The following is a 17859-nucleotide window of genomic DNA, read 5'->3' on the forward strand; positions in this document are numbered from 1 at the left end:
AGAAACTCGCCCCACCGGCCAGTTCCCGCTCCAGGATCACCTGCTGATCGTCGTACCGATAACGCTCGCTTTCGCCTACCGCGTTGGTCGCCTCAACCAACCGCCAGGCATCGTCGTACGTGTAGGAAACAACGTTCTGTTCGGTGACCCAGCCCGGCTCCCGCTGCACCTGATAGTCGACGGCAACGATATGGCCGCGCTCATATCGCAGCAGCAATGCCTGGCCAACATGGTTATCGATCCGCTGAATCCGCCCGGAATAATCGCGAGCAATGCGCAGCCGGTTGTCGTAAGCATCGCTGATCGCCGTCAGCACACCGTCACGGAAGTGGTAGAAAAGCGACGCCTGAGCCAGCACCCATTCATCCGGCAAAGCACCCAGATAAATCGCCGCTTCCGCCAGGCTATTGGTGATGGCCGGCCGTGCAGCAGAGGGCAGGGGAAAGGTGGTGCTGCGGTTTTCGTGATCGGTCCACACCACCGATTCGCCGCTCACCACCAAGCGCTGCGCCAGCGCATGACTCCAGCCAAACCCCAACCCGCAATCCACTTCCACGGCACTGCTGCGATACAACCGCGTCCAGGCAAATGGCAGGACACCCTCCAACGAGCCGTCTGTGAGGTTCAGCAGTTCCTCACCAGTAACCATCGAAACCGGGCAGCCATTGGTACAGGTATTCGCCGAACAGACCGAAGCATCTCCATTGGGGTTTTTCGCCGAAGCCGGGGCATCATCCACATGTTCTTGCTTCACCAACGCCGTGCGTGCCGCCTTAGGCTTTCGGACCAGCGCTGCCGGATTCGAAACCTCGTTTACACCGGCCTTCAACGGCACGGCCGCTGCCTTGATCGACACTGGATCATTTTTAAGCGACACCGGCTTAAGCACACTGGGGTGCCAGTCCAGCCGTGGCGCCTCGCCCAACTTGGCCATCTGCTCGAGTAACACCCGTGCCCGGCCGGACCTGACCTTGCCCAGCACCTGCGGGCCCAAACGCACCGCCACACCCATGCCGCCAGTGGCCAACAGCAACAGCAGGTTGAGCAGTACCTCGGAAGTCATTTCCCCCAGCAGCTCGTTCATGTCCGGCGGCGGAAGCAATTGCGCCCAACTGAACATCGCCGACAGATAGATGAACAACAGCGGTTCATCGCTCAGCACCAGAAGACCGTTGGCAATAGCCTCATTGCTGAGCTTCAACAGCTCTTCAAGCTCGCCTTGGGAGAGGTACTGCAGCAACTTTTCGCTATTGGGTTTGATGTCCGCCAGCCAGTCGTACAGGTTTGGAATACCGTCCCAAAGGCTGTACAGCGTGTTCGTAATCCCTCGCACAAACGCGGCGTCCATCAACTTGCGACGGTCGAGGGCGCTGGCGTTTGAGTACTGTTTCCACTGCTCTTCGAAGGTGCTCGTCCATTCACTGCGCAAGCTGCTTTCCAGTGAGCTGATCACCGACTGATAGGAGGCGTAGAGCGCCTTGACGTGATCTTTGGAAACATCGGGGTAGAAGCTGACCTGATACTGCTGGTCGCGCGTGCAGTCGGTGATTTCGAGGATGCCGCTGGGGCCGATGGTTTTATGAATGGGGGGACCGATCAGGCTGCCGTCCTCGGCGATGGCCTGGAGCATGACCGGCGTGTTGCCGATCGGCACAAACCGCTTGCTCTCAAACATATGCACCAGGGTCAGCGCACCATTGGGTTTGCACATTGCAACAGTGGTACTGGGGGCTTTAGAGGAAACAGGCGCGACCAGCGCGACCTCATCCCCAACCTTGAACACCTGCTCGACTTCCAGCGACGAAAAGCTCCAGAAGCTCTCAGCCCAATCGTCAAACGTGTTAAGGCACTCCCTGAAGTTACGAAAGACCGCTTCAACGTCCTTCGTCTCCACATCCATGGGAGCCAGGGCCAACCTGCCTAGGGCGGGATTCAAGAGGCAGCCCCATCGGGCAGGGCATTAATCGAAAAAAACATCGGCGTTCCCTCGCGCTGTGTGATCAGGCGAGGGACTTTGCAGAGGTTTGTAAGAGAAAGAAGTCAGAGCTATCCACTGCTACTGATAGGACGTTTCGCCAAATCCCCGGCTAAACCGACCCGTTTTCGTAAGCCAAATCTCCGACAAAAATAAATCCCACAAAACCCACATACGCAACAAATCCAACTTGACAGCTTCCATTCCCTTGGCGTCTATTGACGTACCCGCTGGATCATTTCGCAGATGTCCCAGGATGCTCAATGAAGACTGATACCTCACTGACCCACATGCCCAGCGTCCTGCATGCAGCCGAAAGCATCCGCCAAGGCACACTGACCCCTGTGCAACTGGTCGAGCAAAGCCTCGAAGCCATCAAAACCCACAATCCCACACTGAATGCCTTCGGCGACGTCTACACCGAATCCGCGCGGGAGCGGGCTGAAATCCTGACCGCAGAAGCGCAGGCCAACCAATTTCGTGGCCCGCTCCACGGCATCCCCTTCGGCATCAAAGACCTGTTCTCCACCGCCAATCTGCGCACCACCCGCGGTTCGCTGACCGGCCTGGACAACGTCCCCACCCAGGACGCCCCGATCATCCGCCGCCTCAAGGAGGCCGGCGCGATCATCCTCGGCAAGACCGCCACCACCGAATTCGGCTGGACCGGCGCCAGCACCTCCCGGGTTTTCGGCAATGGCCGCAACCCCTGGAACCCCCAGCTCACCAGCGGAGGATCCAGTTCCGGCTCGGCCATTGCGGTGGCAGCACGCATGGTCCCGGCCACGCTGGGTTCCGACGGCGGCGGTTCGGTGCGCATTCCCGGCGCCTTTTGCGGTGCATTCGCTCTTAAAGGCTCTCTGGGGCGCATCCCCACCTGGCCCTGGTCCGCCACTGAAATGCTCAGCCACGCCGGCCCGATCACCCGTACCGTGCGCGACAGCGCGTTGCTCTTCGATATCCTCTCCGGGCCCGATCCGCTGGATCACCAGGCCTTGCCCGCGCCCACCGAGTCCTACCTGGCGCGCTGCGACCAACCGCTGGGCCCTGTGCGTGTGGCGTATTGCCCGACCTTGTTCGATACGCCGGTGGACCCGGTCATCGCCGCCACCGTCGAAGCGGCGGTGCATTACCTTGCGGATGAGCTGCCGGTCACCGTCACCACCCTGAACCTGGACTGGCAAGACCCGCTGGCCACCTTCGAAACCCTGTGGGTCGGCGGGCGCGGGATCGCTTATGGCAAATCCCTGGCCGATCGCCTCGACCAACTGGACCCGGGTTTCGCTGCGCTGATCAAGCGCTCCGCCGATTACGATCTGGCGGCCTACCTCAAGGCTGTGCAGCAACGTGCACTGTTCGCCAATCAGGTACACGCGCTGTTTAATGACTACGACGTACTGCTGATGCCGACGATGCCGATCCTGCCGTTCGCCGCCGACCGGGTTGCCCCCGAGGGCTGGCCGGGCGAGGAGGGCGCGGTGCCCTGGGCCCGCTGGACGCCGTTTACCTATCCGTTCAATATCACCGGCAACCCCGCTGCCAGCCTGCCCTGCGGCTTCAGCCCGAGCGGTTTGCCGATTGGCCTGCAGGTGATCGGCCCACGTTTTGCCGACGCCCAGGTGCTGCAATTCTGCGCGGCCGTCGAAGCCATCGCCCCCTGGGATCAGCACCTCCCCCCGATGCTGATGCCTTGATTGATTGCACCCGGAGTGGGCTCAAAAGAAGCCCGCCCGTGATAAACGCTTTGTGTTGTCCTGCCCTTTCACACCCTGATGAGTGAGAGGTACCCGTGACCCTGTCCATGGCCGTATTACGTTCTATGCTCCCCGCTGGACCGGCTCGCGCCGCGTTTCGCCGTGGGGCGCGCAATACCGGCCGCCTGAACCTGCCCTGGAATACCTCTTTTATGCTCAACCAGCCACGTCTCGACGAAATCATGCTCCTGCTCACTCAACACCAGCGCGTCAAGGCGTCGGACCTGGCGCAGGTACTGTTCGTCTCCGAAGAAACCATCCGTCGCGACTTCAAGTACCTGGAAGAAGCCGGCAAGCTGCGGCGCATCCACGGCGGCGCGATCCTGCCGCGACTCAACGAAGAACAGCCGCTGCAGGTGCGCAGCCGCATCAAGCCCCAGGCCAAGACGCGTATCGCGGTGTGTGCAGCGAAGCTGGTGGGCGAAGGCATGGTGCTGTTCCTCGACACCGGCACCTCGACCCTGGCCCTGGCCCAGCAACTGACCGCGTTCAGCCAGTTGCGCATCATCACCAACTCCCTGGACATCGCCCGCCTGATCACCGAGCAAAGCGCCAACCAGGTGCTGGTGGTGCCCGGCGATGTGCGCCGCAACGACAACGCGCTGATTGGCGCCCACACCCTGGAATTCGTCCGACAGTTCCACTACGACATTGCCTTCATGGGCATCGGCGCTGTCGACCTTGAGCTGGGGTTCATGGACTACCAGGAGCCCGAGGCGCTGCTGCGCCGGGAACTGACCAAACACAGCCTGCGCAGCGTGATCCTGGCCGATGACGCCAAGTTCGGCCACCGCACCTTTATCAATACGCTGCCGTTCAGCGCCATCACGACCCTGGTCACCAATCGTGCGCCGTCCAACGACTTTGCGACCCGCCTGGAGCAAGCCCATGTCGATATCCTTTACCCCTGAGTTGCTGGTGCCCAGTGAACAGGACCTTGAAACCTTCGAGGCGCTGTTCCGCGACACCTCGGCCATCGGCGCGACCAAGGCCGGTGGGCTGCATCGCCTCGCCGCCTCGGCCGAAGACGGCGCCGTGCGCGACCTGTTCGCGGCCTGGCTGACTGAACGCGGTTTTGACGTGCGTGTGGATGCAGTGGGTAACATGTTCGGTTTGATCACCTTTAATCCAGAAGCGCCCTACGTGCTGTGTGGTTCGCATCTGGACAGCCAGCCGAGTGCCGGGCGATTTGATGGCGTCTACGGCGTGCTGGCCGGCGCGGTCGCGGTGGCCAGCCTGGCTCGCCAACTGCGCGAGCGCGGCGAAACGCCGGCGTGCAACCTGGCGGTGGTGAACTGGACCAACGAGGAGGGCGCGCGTTTTCAGCCCAGTCTGATCGGCAGCAGCGTGTTCACTGGTGACCTGGCCCTGCAAGACGCCTGGGCCTGCCGCGATGGCGATGGCATCAGCCTCAAGCATGCGCTGCAGCAGATTGGTTATCTGGGAGAGGGCCGCGTCGAGCTGGACGTCGCCGGTTATGTGGAAATCCACGTCGAACAAGGTGATGGCCTTGAGCGCGACGGGCTGGCCATCGGTGTGGTGCGCGACACCTGGGCCGCCCTCAAGCAACGGATTCGGTTCATCGGTGAACAGAACCACACCGGTCCTACACCCATGGCTGCACGCAAGGATGCCTTGCTGGCCGCCGCCCACGCGATCACTGCGGTGCGGGCCGAGGCCGACCTGCACGGCGTGCAACTGCACAGCTCGGTGGGGCGCCTGGAGATCTATCCCAATTCCCCCAACGTGGTGCCTTCCAGCGTGACGTTGCATGTCGAGTACCGCTCGCCCGACACCGAATTGCTGGCCGCAGCCGGTGCGCGCCTGGACGCCAGCCTCAAGGCCACCGCCAGCGCCACGTCGACTGACTACAGCATCGAAAGCCGCGCCCTGCGTGAGCCGAGCCACCTGCATCACGGTTTTGCCGAGCTGGCCTACGGCGTCGGCCAGCAACTGGGCTTGCCCATCGGCAACAGCGTCACCGTGTCAGGCCACGACGCCATCAGCCTGAGCCGGCATTACGCGGTGTGCCTGCTGTTTATCCCGAGCAGCAATGGCGTGTCCCACAACGAAGCGGAATTCACCAGCGAACAGGACATGCGCAACGGCCTGCACATGCTGACCGCGTTGCTGCACCGCGCCTGTTCCACCCCCAACGCCTACCGCTGAGGTCTGCCATGTCGAGTCGTTTGCAAGCAAAGTCACGGCTGCTGGGCGCCCTGGAGGCCGCCGGCTTGTCCGCCCATGTGGTGGTCGAAGAGGGCACCGCCGGGATTGCCTCGCCGGTACGCCTGGCCACCGAGTGGGCCGGTTTTACCGTCAGCGCACCGTGGGGCCAGTGTTACGCCAAAGTCTTGCATGACGACATGCGCGCGCTGATCGACATTGAACGCACTGCCCGCGCCACCCAACTGGCAGCTGATTGCGACGTGACGCCGGGTGTGCGCCTGGTGGATGCCACGGCCGGCGTGTTGCTGCTGGATGCGTTGCCCACCAGCGAGTGGCGTTGGGCCCGCCTCGACGAATTGATGCAGCCCCAGCGCCTGCAAGCGCTCTGGACCCTGAAGAAACAACTGCACCAAGGCACCTCGCCGGGCTTCGCCCGCTCGCCGCTGCAAGACATCCAGCACCTGCGCGAATTATGCGTGCGCTACAGCGTGGCCTTGCCCATCGACCACGCCTGGATCAGCACCTGCATTGACCTGGCCTGGACCTCGCTGCAACTGAACGCCAGCGACTCGGTGCCGCTGCACGGCGACGGCGTGGCGAGCAACGTGATGATCGGCCCGGACGGCGCCTTGCAACTGATCGACTTCGATTACGCCGGCAGTGGTGATCCCTGGTACGACGTGGCCATCAGCCTTAACGAGTTGTACGTCTTCGAAAACGACTGGCGCGAAGGCATCCATGCCTGGGCCGGCGAGTGCCGTGAAAGCGACTATGCGCGCTGCCGCTTGTACGCCTTGATCAACGATTGGTACTGGACGCTCTGGGGCCTGTGGGTCGGCGCTACCTCGGCGCGGCCGCTGGAGTTTTCCAAGGTCGGGCAGTGGACGCTGTTGCGCTGCCGCCAAAGTCTGCAAGACCCGCGGTTTGAAGGTTGGCTACGTCAGGTACAGGAGGGGCAGGCATGAAAGCGTTAGGTGAGGCGTGTACGCCACAAGAGTGTCAGCTGGAAGCGGCGGTGCGCGGGGTTGCCAGTTGGGGCGGCACCGGCATTCGTTATGAACCGGTCAGCGGCGGGATTTCCAACACCAACTGGCGGGTGGAAGTGGCCGGGATCGACACTGCGTATTTCTTCAAGGTACCGGGCGTGGGCACCGAGATGTTCATCGACCGCCGCACGGCCCACGACGCCAGCCTCAAGGCGGCGCAAACCGGCTATGGCGCGCCGGTGTTCGCATTCCTTGAAGAGTTCGGCGTGGAAGTCTTCGAGTTCATGGAGGGCTGGCGCGCCTCCTCCAACCACGACTTCCTCGACCGCGACGTGCGCCACAACGCGCTGCACGCCCTCAAGGCGTTCAACGACCAGCCGCCACTGGTGCAGACCAAGACCGTGTTCGACATGATTGCCGAGCACCAGCGGCAGGTGGAGCAACTCAACGGCTGCAAGCCCGCCGACGACGCTTGGCTGCGCCGCCAATGCGACCGCGCCCGGGGCGTGCTGCAAGCTTCCGGCATCGATCTGGCTCCCTGCATGAATGACACCCTGGCGGGTAATTTCATGCTCAACGACCGTCGGCAAATTCGTCTGGTGGACTTCGAATACGCCTCCAACAACGACCGGCATTACGAACTGGCGCTGTGGTTCGGCGAGATGTTTTTCACTGATGAAATGGAACTGGCCCTGATCGAGGATTACTTCGGCCAGGTCACCCCGCAGAACCTCGCGCGCATCAAGTTGCACAAGGCCCTGGCGGACATCAAATGGTCGACCTGGGCGATGGTGCAGCACGCGGTGTCGCAGCTGGATTTCGACTTCTACAAATACGGCACCTGGAAGCACATGCGTGCCCGCAGCATCATCAACGATTCGCAATGGGAAACCTGGCTAAGACAGGCTTGAGCCTGCGCCAGACAACAATAATGCATTGAATGAAGTCACTTGGGCGCTGATTGGTGCCTGCGTTTTCACTGCTTGATTTTTGTTTGATCACACAAAAAAACGATCCACAAATTCAAGGAGCACCCGACTCATGAAATCTGATAGCGCACCACCCGGACGCCTGAAAAGCCAACTCTTCGGCGTGTACTTTTTCCTGTTGCTGATGCTCGCCTTATTCCCGCCGTTCTATTTGAGCGTGAGCGGCAGTACCGCGTTGGTACTGGGCATACCGTTGCCGATCTTCTACTGGATCGCCATTGCCGTCCTCGCAGGCCTGGGCCTGTGGGCGTTGTACGTCGCCGAATTGAAGGCCGGCGAAATACCCGAAGAGGGGGATGCGCAATGATCAGCACCGCCAGCGATGCCAACCTCTTTATCACCTTCGGCGTCATCGGCCTGTTCCTGGCCGGGATGATCGCCGTGCTGTACGCCACCAACCGCGAGAGCACGAGTTTTTCCGATTACGCCGTAGGCGGGCGCTCCTATGGGCCGTGGTACATCGCCATGTGTTACACCAACTCGTGGTGGCCGGGCTCGACCTTTACCGCGTTTTTCGCCCTGACCATCGGCGGCGCCCTGGGCTTCTACGGCATGGTCTACGCCACCCTTGGCGTGACGGCAATGTACCTGATGGCCCGCCGCGCGTGGACCTGGGGCCAGCGTTTCAACCTGCGCACCCAGCCGGACTTGCTCGGCATGCGCTTCAACAGCCCGGTGGTCAAGCGCGTGGCCTCGATCATCGGCATCATCTCGGTATTCCCGTGGGTGGTGATGGGCATCCAGGCGTTGGCGATGTTGTTCCAGTTCGCCAGTTTCGGCCGCTGGGGCGTCACCACCTGCCTGGTCGCCGGCGTGGTGGTGGTGCTGGTGCGCCAGTACTGGACCGTGAGCATGGGCATGCGCGGGCTGATCATGACCGACATGTTCCAGGGCCTGATCGCCTATGTCGTGTGTGCGGCGCTGTGTGTATTCCTGCTGTTCGGCGACCAGGCGTCGTTCTCCAACCTGTCGCACCTGCCGGCGAAAATGTTGCTGATTCCCGGCGCCAGCGGCACCGGTTACGGCCCGCTGTACATGTTCAGCCTGATCTTTACCGGCGTGATCGGCTCGATGTGCTGGCCCATGAGCTTCCAGCGCATCTACACCGCCAGCGGCGTCAAGGCGGTGAAGAAAGGCACGCTGTACACGATCCTGTTGGTGGGTGGTTTCTACGGGATTCTGATGCTGTTTGCCGCGGCCATCAGCCAGGACCCGAACGTCATCGCGCACCCGCAACAAGGCTGGTTCCTCTCGCTGTTCGACATCGGCGGGCCGTGGATGCTGGCGCTGGCGATCGTCATCGTACTGGCGGCGAGCATCGGCCACGTCGACGGCTGCGTGCAGGTCTGCGGCACCCAGTTCGCCAACGACCTGGCCACCTGGAACACACCGCGTACCGACCGGCAACTGACGCTGCTGGCCAAGTCCGGGATGGTGGTGTTTATCGTCGCCGCCTCGGTGCTGGCGTACCTGACCTTTGATTACGCGCGGTTGCAGTTGCTGGCGCAGATTTCCTACCAGGGGATTATCCAGTTGGCGGTGCCGCTGTTCTTCGGCATTTTCAGCCGCCGCGGCAACAAGGAAGGCGCGATTGCCGGGATGCTGGCGGGGATCGTGGTGGCGATTGTGCTGACGACGATGTATCCGGACGACATTCCCGGGCTGGGGTCGTTGACCAGCGGGATTGTGGGGCTGGTGGTCAATGCGGGGATTTTTGTGGCGTGTGCATTGGCGATCAAGCCGAGTGCGCAGGAGAGTGCGCGGGTGGAGCAGTTGTTTGAGATGGCGGCGCCGGGGCACAAAGTGCCGATGGGGGTAAGGCCGGTCCTGAACTGAACCCACCTCTCAAACCCAATGTAGTTCCAATGTGGGAGCGGGCTTGCTCGCGAATGCAGGCTGTCAGTTAAAGCATCAGCGACTGATACAGCGCATTCGCGAGCAAGCCCGCTCCCACATTTTTGATTGTGTTTCTACACAGAATTCCCGTTTTGTCGCAGGCGTTTGTAGAGGGTATTGCGGCTGACGCCAAGCTCTCTGGCCAGGTGAGAGATATTCCCGCCCACCGCCTTCAGTCGCTCATTCAGGTCCAGACTGTCATCCACTGCATCACACACCGGCACCACCCCATTCAAATCCACAAAAAAATCATCCGGCAAATGTTCCACCCGAATCGGCTGCTCTTCCGCCATGGCCAGCGCCACCTGCAACACGCTGCTCACCTGGCGCAGGTTCCCCGGCCACGGATGCTGTTCAAACAAGGCCAGCACCTCGTTAGTCAACCCGGCCCACTGCGTCGGCTCGCGATGCTGTTGCCACAGCTGCTTGAACAGCGCCTGTTTATCCGTGCGCTCCCGTAGCGGCGGGAGCTCCAGGGTCAGGCCGCCGATGCGGTAATACAGGTCTTCGCGAAAACGCCCGAGCTGTACCTGTTCGCGCAGCGAGCGGTTGGTGGCGGAGATGATCCGCAAATCCACCGGGTACAACTCGCTGCTGCCTACAGGCTGCACACAGCGTTCCTGCAATACCCGCAACAGCCGGGCCTGGGTCGGCAGGGGCATGTCGCCGATCTCGTCGAGGAACAGCGTGCCTTTGTCTGCCTTGCGGATCAGCCCGATGCTGCCTTTCTGGTTGGCGCCGGTGAATGCGCCTTTTTCATAGCCGAACAGTTCCGACTCCACCAGTTCGGCGGGGATCGCTGCGCAGTTGACCGCGATAAACGCTTGTTGGCTGCGAGAGCTGGCCTGGTGCAGGGCTTTGACGAACACTTCCTTGCCGACACCTGTTTCACCGTGGATCAGCAACGGAATATCCTTTTCCAGCAGGCGCTCGGCCTGACGCACGGCCTTTTCCACGCGGGCATCGCCGAAGTGCAGGGTCTTGAGACTGATGGCCGTGGGGCCAGGTTCGCGGGGCTTTTTCGTTTCCACAAACACGCGAGCCTGCACTGGCGCCTGTTTCGGCCGTTTCAGCAGGCACTGGAAACGGTTGCGTCCGGCGGCTTGCAGCGAGAAGGGCAGGCCTTCGGGCTGGTTGAGCAGTTCCAGCAGCGAGACCTTGAACAGGCTGTCGATCAACACCCGCGACAGGCTGATGCCCAGCAGGTTGTCGGCCCGGCGATTGGCCGACAGTACCTGGCCGCTTTCATCAAAAATCAGCAGCCCGGCCCATTGGCTGTCGAGATTGTTCAACCCGGTATTGAACGTCAGCTGGAAATGCTCACCGCGAAACAGGTTGAGGATCAGCCGGTTCTCGACGGTCTGGCTCATCATCTTGACCATGCCGAGGGTGTGGGAGGGCGGCAGGTAGCTGTCGCTGGACACATCCAGCACCGCGATGATTTCCCGCTGCGCATCGAAGATCGGCGCTGCCGAGCCGGTCATGAAACGGTTGGCCTTGAGGAAGTGTTCGTCATGTTCGATATGCACTGCCTGGGCACAGGCCAGGGCGGTGCCGATGGCGTTGGTGCCGCTGGAGCGCTCCATCCAGCTGGCGCCGGCGCTGAAACCACGGGCCAGCTTGGGGTCGATAAAGCGTTGGGTGCCCCACGAAGTCAGCACCTGGCCCTGGTTGTCGGCAAGCATGATCAGGCAGTTGGAGTTGCTGAGGATGTTTTCGTAGTAGGGCAGCACTTCCTGGTGGGTGGTCTGCACAAGGGAATGCTGGCTTTCCAGCAACTGGCTGACGCCGTCTGCGGGCAGTTGGTCGAAGCTCGGTGTGCTCTGGTGATCCAGGCCATAGGCCCGGCAGCGGCGCCAGGAGTCCTGGATGATGGCATCGTGCGCCAGCGGTGTGCTCATGGCGGTGACCCTTGCTTTATTGTTGTTCTGGGGGGCGGAAGGCCCGTTCAGTGTTGTTCAGAACTGTTCATTGTCAACCCGCCGATTGTTCAGTTGTTCAGCGTGACCTGTTCATTTCTGTTCAGAGGCGAATCGCTGTTTTGCCTAACTCGTTGACCGGCCTGAGGTTTGGGTTGTTGGCACGGAACTCGCTCTGTGCTCCTGCCAGAACCATTCCAATAATAAAAAGGTCGTGTCATGTCATTGACCCTGGAGCACGTCACTCGCGTTGTCGAAGGCCAAACCTGGATCGACGACGCCAACCTGCGTTTCGAAGCCGGTTCCTTCAATGTATTGCTGGGCCGCACGCTCTCCGGCAAGACCAGCCTGATGCGCCTGATGGCCGGCCTGGACAAGCCTGACAGCGGGCGCATCCTGATGAATGGCGTGGACGTCACCCAGAAGCCGGTGCGCCTGCGCAATGTGTCGATGGTCTATCAGCAGTTCATCAACTACCCGACCATGACCGTGTTCGAGAACATCGCCTCGCCGCTGCGCCAGGCCGGAGTCTCTGCCGAGCAGATCCAGAGCAAAGTCCTCGAAACCGCGAAAATGCTGCGTATCGAGAAATTTCTCCAGCGTCACCCCCTGGAACTCTCCGGCGGCCAGCAGCAACGTACCGCCATGGCCCGGGCGCTGGTCAAGGATGCCGAGCTGATTCTGTTCGATGAACCCCTGGTGAACCTGGACTACAAACTGCGCGAAGAACTGCGCCAGGAAATGCGCGAGCTGTTCAAGGCGCGCCACACCATCGCCATCTACGCCACCACCGAACCCAACGAAGCCCTGGCCCTGGGCGGCACCACCACGATTCTCCATGAGGGCCGGGTGATCCAGAGCGGCAAGGCCGCCGAGGTCTATCACCAGCCGCAAACCGTGCTGGCGGCCGAGCTGTTTTCCGAGCCGCCGATCAACCTGATGCCCGGGCGCATCAGTGGCAATGAAGTGAGCTTCGCCAACTTCGTGCACTTCCCGCTGAACGTCGACCTGCGGCCCATCGGCGAAGGCGAGTTTCGCTTTGGCGTGCGTCCCAGCCATATCAGCCTGGTACCGAGCAACGATGATGACCTGGAGCTGGCAGTGACCGTGGAAGTCGCCGAGATCAGCGGCTCGGAAACCTTCCTGCACGTACGCAGCGAACACTTCCTGCTGGTGCTGCACTTGCCCGGGGTGCATGAGTACGACGTCGACGCGCCGATCCGCATCTATATCCCCACCCACAAACTGTTTGTGTTCGATGGCCAGGGACGGCTGGTCCAGGCCCCCGGCCGACGTGTCGCGAGGGTTGCCTGATGGCCGAGATCCATTTGCAGAACCTGGCCCACAGCTACAGCTCAAAGCCAAACGGCCCCGAGGACTACGCGATTCGCGAGATGAACCACGTCTGGGAGCAGGGCGGCGCCTACGCGTTGCTGGGGCCGTCGGGCTGCGGCAAGTCGACGTTGCTCAACATCATCTCCGGCCTGCTCAGCCCATCCGAAGGCCAGGTGCTGTTCGACGCCAAGGTGGTCAACGAACTGACCCCGGAAAAACGCAACATCGCCCAGGTGTTCCAGTTTCCGGTGGTGTACGACACCATGACCGTGTTCGATAACCTGGCTTTTCCCCTGCGAAACCAGGGCATGGCCGAGGCGAAGATTCACAGCAAGGTGCAGGAAATTGCCGAGGTGCTCGACCTGCAAAACCTGCTGGACAAAAAGGCCCGCAACCTCACTGCCGATGAAAAGCAGAAAGTCTCCATGGGCCGCGGCCTGGTGCGGGATGACGTGTCGGCGATCCTGTTCGACGAACCGCTGACGGTGATCGACCCGCACCTGAAATGGAAGCTGCGGCGCAAGCTCAAGCAGATCCACGAGCAGTTCAACATCACCATGGTCTACGTGACCCACGACCAACTGGAAGCCTCGACCTTCGCCGACAAGATCGCGGTGATGTATGGCGGGCAGATCGTTCAGTTCGGCACGCCCCGGGAGTTGTTCGAGCGGCCCAGCCACACCTTTGTCGGCTATTTCATCGGCAGCCCTGGGATGAATCTGATTGAGGTGCAGGCAGAGGCGGGCGGTGTGCGCTTTGCCGGGACACATCTGGCGTTGCCCGAGGCGTTGCAGCAGCGCATTGGCGAAATGCCTTACAAGAAGCTGCAGGTCGGCATCCGCCCGGAATTTATCCATGTGTGGGATGAGCACAATCCCGACGCGCTACAGGCGCAAGTCACCCATGTGGAAGACCTCGGCACCTACAAGATCATGACCCTCAACCTCGATGGCGCACCGTTGAAAGTGCGCCTGGCCGAAGACAAACCGGTGCCCGAGGGCCAGGCGTCCATCAGCTTTCCGGGGCAGTGGCTGATGGTGTATGCCGATGACTACTTGCTGGAGGTGCAGCCATGAACAAGGTGCAGAACAACAAGGCCTGGTGGCTGGTATTGCCGGTGTTCCTGCTGGTGGCCTTCAGCGCGGTGATCCCGATGATGACCGTGGTCAACTACTCGGTGCAGGACATCTTCGACCAATCCAGCCGCTACTTCGTCGGCGCCGACTGGTACAAACAGGTGCTGCTGGACCCGCGCCTGCATGACTCGCTGCTGCGTCAGTTCATCTACTCGGCGTGTGTGCTGTTGATCGAGATTCCGCTGGGTATCGCGATCGCCCTGACGATGCCCACCAAGGGCCGCTGGTCGTCGCTGGTGTTGATCGTAATGGCGATTCCGCTGCTGATTCCGTGGAACGTGGTCGGCACCATCTGGCAGATTTTCGGCCGTGCCGACATTGGCCTGATGGGTTCCACGCTCAACGCGATGGGCATCAGCTACAACTACGCCGCCAACACTATGGACGCCTGGGTCACGGTGCTGGTGATGGACGTGTGGCACTGGACGTCCCTGGTGGCGCTGCTGTGTTTCTCGGGGCTGCGGGCGATCCCGGATGTGTACTACCAGGCGGCGCGGATTGATCGGGCGTCCAGCTGGGCGGTGTTCCGACATATCCAGCTGCCAAAACTGAAGAGCGTGCTGTTGATCGCGGTGATGCTGCGCTTCATGGACAGTTTCATGATCTACACCGAACCGTTCGTGCTGACGGGCGGCGGGCCAGGGAACGCCACCACCTTCCTCAGCCAGACGCTTACCCAGATGGCCGTAGGCCAATTCGACCTGGGCCCGGCGGCGGCGTTTTCGCTGGTGTACTTCCTGATCATCCTGTTGGTGTCCTGGCTGTTCTACACCGCCATGACCCACTCCGACGCCAACCGCTGAGGCCGCCAACATGAGCAAGCGCAAGGTAATCCCGCTGCTGGTCTACATCCTGTTCCTGCTGGTGCCGATCTACTGGCTGCTGAACATGTCCTTCAAGAGCAACACCGAAATCCTCGGCGGCCTGACCCTGTTTCCGCAGGACTTCACCTTCGCCAACTACAAGGTGATCTTCACCGACCCGAGCTGGTACACCGGCTACCTCAACTCGCTGTACTACGTCAGCCTCAACACCGTGATTTCCCTGAGCGTGGCGCTGCCGGCGGCCTACGCGTTCTCGCGCTACCGCTTCCTCGGCGACAAGCACTTGTTCTTCTGGTTGCTGACCAACCGCATGGCGCCGCCGGCAGTGTTTTTGCTGCCGTTCTTCCAGCTGTATTCGTCCATTGGCTTGTTCGATACGCATATCGCGGTGGCCTTGGCCCATTGCCTGTTCAACGTGCCGCTGGCGGTGTGGATTCTCGAAGGTTTCATGTCGGGCGTGCCCAAGGAAATCGACGAAACGGCCTACATCGACGGGTACAGTTTTCCCAAGTTTTTCGTGAAGATCTTCATCCCGCTGATTGGCTCGGGGATCGGCGTCACGGCGTTTTTCTGCTTCATGTTTTCCTGGGTCGAGCTCCTGCTGGCACGCACGCTGACGTCGGTGAACGCCAAACCCATCGCCGCAGTGATGACCCGTACGGTTTCGGCCTCCGGCATCGACTGGGGCGTGCTGGCGGCGGCGGGGGTGTTGACCATTTTGCCGGGCATGCTGGTGATCTGGTTCGTTCGCAACCATGTGGCCAAGGGCTTTGCCCTGGGCCGGGTCTGAGGAGTCGATGATGGAATGGATGGCCTGGACCACCCCGACTGCACTGTTCTTTGCCGCGATCGGCCTGCTGCTGGTGGGCATGACGACCTGGGAATTGCGCTCGCCGAGTATCCCCCGGCGCGGCTTTTTACCGATCAGCACCACCCGTGGTGATCGTTTGTTTATCGGTCTTCTCGGCAGCGCCTACCTGCATTTGTTGGTGATCGGCGTAACCGGCTGGAGCATCTGGGTGGCGTCCGCGCTGTCTCTGGTGTGGCTGTTGTCTGTGATGCGTTGGGGCTAGCTGCCCCTTTTGAACCCCAAAACCAGGAGGTCTCTATGTTCGATAAAAACAATAAGCTGCGACATAGCATTTCATTGGCGGCCGTGCTGGCGCTCAGCGGGCTCAGTGCTGCGGCCTGGGCGGATGCTTATGAAGACGCTGCGAAAAAATGGATCGGCAGTGAGTTCAAACCGTCGACCCTCACCGAAGCCCAGCAGCTTGAAGAGCTGAAGTGGTTTATCAAGGCCGCGGAGCCGTTTCGTGGGATGAAGATCAACGTGGTGTCGGAAACCCTCACCACCCACGAGTATGAATCCAAGGTGCTGGCCAAGGCCTTCAGCGAAATCACCGGGATCAAGCTGACCCACGACTTGCTGCAGGAAGGCGACGTGGTGGAAAAGCTGCAAACCCAGATGCAGTCCGACAAGAATATCTATGACGGCTGGGTCAACGATTCCGACTTGATCGGTACGCACTTTCGCTATGGCAAGACAGAATCCATCACCGACCTGATGGCCAACGAAGGCAAGAACTTCACTTCACCCACCCTGGACATCAAGGACTTCATCGGTATTTCGTTCACCACTGCGCCCGACGGCAAGATCTACCAATTGCCCGACCAGCAGTTCGCCAACCTGTACTGGTTCCGCGCCGACTGGTTCGAACGGGCAGACCTGAAAGCCAAGTTCAAGGAGAAGTACGGCTATGAACTCGGCGTGCCGGTGAACTGGTCGGCCTACGAAGACATCGCCAAATTCTTCAGCGAAGACGTCAAGGAAATCGACGGCAAGCGCGTCTACGGGCACATGGACTACGGCAAGAAAGACCCGTCCCTGGGCTGGCGCTTCACCGATGCCTGGTTCTCCATGGCCGGTGGCGGCGACAAGGGCCTGCCCAACGGTTTGCCGGTGGACGAATGGGGCATTCGCGTGGAGGACTGCCACCCGGTGGGCTCCAGCGTCACCCGTGGTGGCGACACCAACGGCCCGGCGGCGGTGTATGCCACGCAGAAATACGTGGACTGGATGAAAGCCTATGCACCACCGGAAGCGGCGGGCATGACCTTCTCCGAATCCGGTCCGGTGCCGTCCCAGGGCAACATCGCCCAGCAGATCTTCTGGTACACCGCGTTTACCGCCGACATGACCAAGCCGGGCCTGCCGGTGGTCAACGCCGACGGCACGCCGAAATGGCGCATGGCGCCATCACCCGTCGGGCCTTACTGGGAAAAGGGCATGAAGAAGGGCTATCAGGACGTAGGTTCCTGGACCTTCCTCAAGTCGACGCCCGAGAAGCAGAAACTGGCGGCCTGGCTCTACGCGCAGTTCGTGACCTCGAAAACCGTGTCGCTGAAAAAAACCATCGTTGGCCTGACGCCGATTCGTGAGTCTGACATCAACTCCCAGGCCATGACCGACCTGGCGCCGAAACTCGGTGGGTTGGTGGAGTTCTACCGCAGCCCGGCCCGGGTGGAGTGGACCCCGACCGGCACCAACGTGCCGGACTATCCACGGTTGGCGCAATTGTGGTGGAGCCATATTTCGGAGGCGGCCAGCGGAGAGAAGACGCCGCAGCAGGCGCTGGACGGGTTGGCCAAGGATCAGGACGCGATCATGACGCGCCTGGAACGCTCCAAGGTGCAGCCGATTTGCGGGCCGAAAATGAACGAGGAACGGGACGCGCAATACTGGTTCGACCAGCCGGGCGCGCCGAAACCGAAGCTGGCGAATGAGAAGCCGCAGGGTGAGACGGTCAGTTATAACGAGTTGCTGAAGTCGTGGGAGGCGGCGCGCAAGTAACCCAGACGCCGCAGATCAAAATGTG

General features: G+C 61.2%; 15 protein-coding genes. 13 read left to right on the forward strand and 2 right to left on the reverse strand.

The window, feature by feature from the left end; translation table 11 throughout:
- The coding region (locus tag HX818_RS29115; RefSeq protein WP_256346384.1) for a DUF6531 domain-containing protein at window positions 1–1900 on the reverse strand (1900 nt) is incomplete at its 3' end.
- Between the two features lie 365 nt (window positions 1901–2265).
- Between HX818_RS29115 and HX818_RS29120 the strand changes: the two genes are divergently transcribed.
- From HX818_RS29120 to HX818_RS29150, 7 genes are all read left to right on the forward strand, one after another.
- Window positions 2266–3669, forward strand: coding sequence for an amidase (locus tag HX818_RS29120; RefSeq protein ID WP_177021236.1), 1404 nt, complete (start codon window positions 2266–2268; stop codon window positions 3667–3669).
- Window positions 3670–3881: 212 nt separating this feature from the next.
- Window positions 3882–4640, forward strand: a complete 759-nt coding sequence (locus HX818_RS29125) for a DeoR/GlpR family DNA-binding transcription regulator (protein ID WP_177021221.1) — start codon at window positions 3882–3884, stop codon at window positions 4638–4640.
- Window positions 4618–5898, forward strand: a complete 1281-nt coding sequence (locus HX818_RS29130; protein ID WP_177021222.1) for a M20 family metallo-hydrolase — start codon at window positions 4618–4620, stop codon at window positions 5896–5898. Before HX818_RS29125 ends, HX818_RS29130 begins: the two co-directional genes overlap by 23 nt.
- Before the next feature lie 8 nt (window positions 5899–5906).
- The gene (locus HX818_RS29135) at window positions 5907–6863 is read left to right on the forward strand and encodes an aminoglycoside phosphotransferase family protein (protein WP_177021223.1); all 957 of its coding nucleotides are present in this window, start codon (window positions 5907–5909) and stop codon (window positions 6861–6863) included.
- On the forward strand, window positions 6860–7795 hold the full coding sequence (locus HX818_RS29140) for a choline kinase family protein (RefSeq protein ID WP_003218516.1): 936 nt from the start codon (window positions 6860–6862) through the stop codon (window positions 7793–7795). The genes HX818_RS29135 and HX818_RS29140 overlap by 4 nt, the downstream gene beginning before the upstream one ends.
- Window positions 7796–7925: 130 nt before the next feature.
- Complete coding sequence (locus tag HX818_RS29145; protein ID WP_003218518.1) at window positions 7926–8180, forward strand: hypothetical protein; 255 nt, start codon at window positions 7926–7928, stop codon at window positions 8178–8180.
- Window positions 8177–9709: a sodium:solute symporter gene (locus tag HX818_RS29150; protein ID WP_177021224.1), complete on the forward strand. Its 1533-nt coding sequence runs from the start codon at window positions 8177–8179 to the stop codon at window positions 9707–9709. Before HX818_RS29145 ends, HX818_RS29150 begins: the two co-directional genes overlap by 4 nt.
- Before the next feature lie 134 nt (window positions 9710–9843).
- Here HX818_RS29150 and HX818_RS29155 read toward each other — a convergent pair whose 3' ends face one another.
- Window positions 9844–11670, reverse strand: coding sequence for a sigma-54-dependent Fis family transcriptional regulator (locus HX818_RS29155; RefSeq protein ID WP_177021225.1), 1827 nt, complete (start codon window positions 11668–11670; stop codon window positions 9844–9846).
- Between the two features lie 237 nt (window positions 11671–11907).
- On the opposite strand from HX818_RS29155, the gene HX818_RS29160 reads away from it, so the two are divergent.
- Genes HX818_RS29160 through HX818_RS29185 form a run of 6 tightly spaced genes read left to right on the forward strand, consistent with a single transcriptional unit; the run spans window position 11908 to window position 17834 of the window.
- Window positions 11908–13002, forward strand: a complete 1095-nt coding sequence (locus HX818_RS29160; RefSeq protein ID WP_003218524.1) for an ABC transporter ATP-binding protein — start codon at window positions 11908–11910, stop codon at window positions 13000–13002.
- Window positions 13002–14099: an ABC transporter ATP-binding protein gene (locus tag HX818_RS29165; protein WP_003218526.1), complete on the forward strand. Its 1098-nt coding sequence runs from the start codon at window positions 13002–13004 to the stop codon at window positions 14097–14099. Before HX818_RS29160 ends, HX818_RS29165 begins: the two co-directional genes overlap by 1 nt.
- Entirely contained in the window at window positions 14096–14962 is an 867-nt protein-coding gene (locus HX818_RS29170; protein WP_003218527.1) for a carbohydrate ABC transporter permease, read from the forward strand. Before HX818_RS29165 ends, HX818_RS29170 begins: the two co-directional genes overlap by 4 nt.
- Window positions 14963–14972: 10 nt before the next feature.
- The gene (locus tag HX818_RS29175; protein ID WP_008433050.1) at window positions 14973–15773 is read left to right on the forward strand and encodes a carbohydrate ABC transporter permease; all 801 of its coding nucleotides are present in this window, start codon (window positions 14973–14975) and stop codon (window positions 15771–15773) included.
- 10 nt (window positions 15774–15783) lie between these two features.
- Window positions 15784–16056 (forward strand): DUF2160 domain-containing protein, encoded by a 273-nt coding sequence (locus tag HX818_RS29180; RefSeq protein ID WP_003218532.1) that lies wholly within the window; start codon window positions 15784–15786, stop codon window positions 16054–16056.
- 35 nt (window positions 16057–16091) lie between these two features.
- Window positions 16092–17834, forward strand: coding sequence for an ABC transporter substrate-binding protein (locus HX818_RS29185; protein WP_003218534.1), 1743 nt, complete (start codon window positions 16092–16094; stop codon window positions 17832–17834).
- Window positions 17835–17859: the final 25 nt, after the last annotated feature.

Origin of the sequence: Pseudomonas sp. F9001, from assembly GCF_013385435.1 — a bacterium.
GTDB lineage: Bacteria > Pseudomonadota > Gammaproteobacteria > Pseudomonadales > Pseudomonadaceae > Aquipseudomonas.